The 990-nt window shown below is 61.8% G+C and carries 1 protein-coding gene; it reads right to left on the bottom strand.

What is annotated here, in order from left to right:
* Nucleotides 1-48: 48 nt before the first annotated feature.
* Nucleotides 49-990, bottom strand: a 942-nt coding sequence (locus AC0L3X_RS47195; RefSeq protein ID WP_473317616.1) for an NADP-dependent oxidoreductase, incomplete at its 5' end; no start/stop codon positions are given.

The raw sequence follows: 990 nt of genomic DNA, 5'->3' as shown, positions 1-990 counted from the left end.
GGCGGCCCTCCACACCTGCTTGCCGCGACGCTCATCGTTAGCCCGAATTCAAGCGGGCGCGGTGACTTCGCCCGTGGCCTCTACGTTGAGAACGATCTTTCCTTTCGGCGGTGATCGTCGGCCTTCTAGCATCATGTGCGCGTCTCGCGCATCGGCGAGAGGCAGAACTACACCGACGCGGGTTTTCAGTTCGCCGCGGTCAATGAGATCGGCGATTGTGCGCAGCCGCTCGGTGGTCACTTCCACCAAGAAGAAGGCTGCGGTGACCCCGCGGGACTTTGCGCGGTCTTGATCGGGCTGGGACACGGCGGAGATTAGCTTGCCGCCCGTGCGAAGAACCTGAAAAGAACGCATTTGCGTTTCGCCCCCGACGAGATCCAGTACCGCGTCCGCGTCCTTCACCTTTTCCTCGAAGCGTTGCGTATGATAGTCCAATACTTCGTCGGCACCGAGGGAACGCACGTACTCGACGTCCTTCGCCCCAGCCGTTGCGATTGAACGAAGCCGAGCGCGACGAGCGAGCTGAACCGCGTAGGCTCCAACGTTTCCCGCAGCTCCATGAATGACCACCGTCTGCCCGGCTTCGAGGCGAGCGTGGTCGAACAGACCTTGCCACGCCGTGACCGCAACGACGGGAACGGAAGCAGCTTCGGCATAGCTCAGCGAGAGTGGTTTCTGCGCGAGCATCGCAGCAGAGGCCACCGCGTATTGTGCGTAAGCACCAAGGAACTGAGTGTTGGTCACTCCGAAAACCTGATCTCCGACAGCCAGGTCCGAAATGCCCGATCCCACAGCCGCGACCGTTCCGGACAGATCGGAGCCGAGCGTGAGAGGAAGAGGCTGCGGCAACGCGCTCTTGCCGGCCCTGATCCAGCCGTCCCAGGGACCGACGCCTGCTGCGTGAACATCGACAAGAACTTCGCCCGGACCAGGATCTGGCCTTGGGACCCGTTCAAATATCATCACGTCCGGCGCGCCGAATTTGTGTAC

It is taken from the genome of Bradyrhizobium sp. MI1.7 (genome assembly GCF_055811795.1).
The sequence above is the reverse complement of the archived record's forward strand: the minus strand, read 5'-3'. Positions and strand labels throughout refer to the sequence as shown.